Here is a 692-nt window from a genome sequence, read left to right as displayed (position 1 = left end):
CTATCGCCATAGTGATCGGCGAAATCGCGCTGCCAGATTTCCGCCGCGCGGCGGATGTCGGTCGGTGTCCAGACGGCGTGGGTGGCTTGGTCGTGGGTGGTCATGCGGCAACTCCCCCCTCCAGTGCGTCGTGACTGGCCTCGTGCTCGGTCCACAGCGTGCGCGGCGCGCTGTCGAGGTCGTTGGCGGCGATGAAGCGTTCGGCCGCCTCGTCGCAGTCGCGGCCGAACGCGGCATCGCGGCTGAGGACGCCGAACAGCGTCTCATCCTCGCAAAGCGGCTCGCCGCGACGATGCGGCACCCGGTACAGCGCGGCAATCAGGTCGGGCCGGCCGGCGCGAAACAACGCGTTCGCGGTCGCGTCGCGGAGATCGGCGACGATCACGCTGTAATCGGCGTTTTCGAGCGCCTCGCTCATCTCGCCGTCATAGTCGACGTCTTCGTTGACGCCGGAGAATGCCCAAGACACGCCACTGACGCCGATGTCATCGAGGTCCGCGAGCGCATCGATGCAGTGATCGCGAAGATCGGGCCGGTTCAGCTTGTTCGGAATGCACCAGGCGGTCATGCACGCCTCGTCCGGATAGTCGCCCTGCGCAGCGTCGAGGGCGGCTTCCCGGCTGCCGAACGGCCCATGAAACCATTCGCCGTCGTTGGTGGAATAGCCCCACCAGCCGTGCGGCTTTGCGGGA

General features: G+C 66.9%; 1 protein-coding gene. It reads right to left on the bottom strand.

Features of this window, described 5'->3' with window-relative positions; genetic code table 11:
- Window positions 1–100: 100 nt before the first annotated feature.
- Window positions 101–692 (bottom strand): hypothetical protein (locus AACY52_RS28990; protein WP_339561168.1); only part of this gene is annotated, 592 nt, incomplete at its 5' end.

The sequence above is a fragment of the Pseudomonas sp. EA_65y_Pfl1_P113 genome (assembly GCF_963970525.1).
Classification (GTDB): Bacteria; Pseudomonadota; Gammaproteobacteria; order Pseudomonadales; family Pseudomonadaceae; genus Aquipseudomonas; species Aquipseudomonas tritici.
The sequence above is the reverse complement of the archived record's forward strand: the minus strand, read 5'-3'. Positions and strand labels throughout refer to the sequence as shown.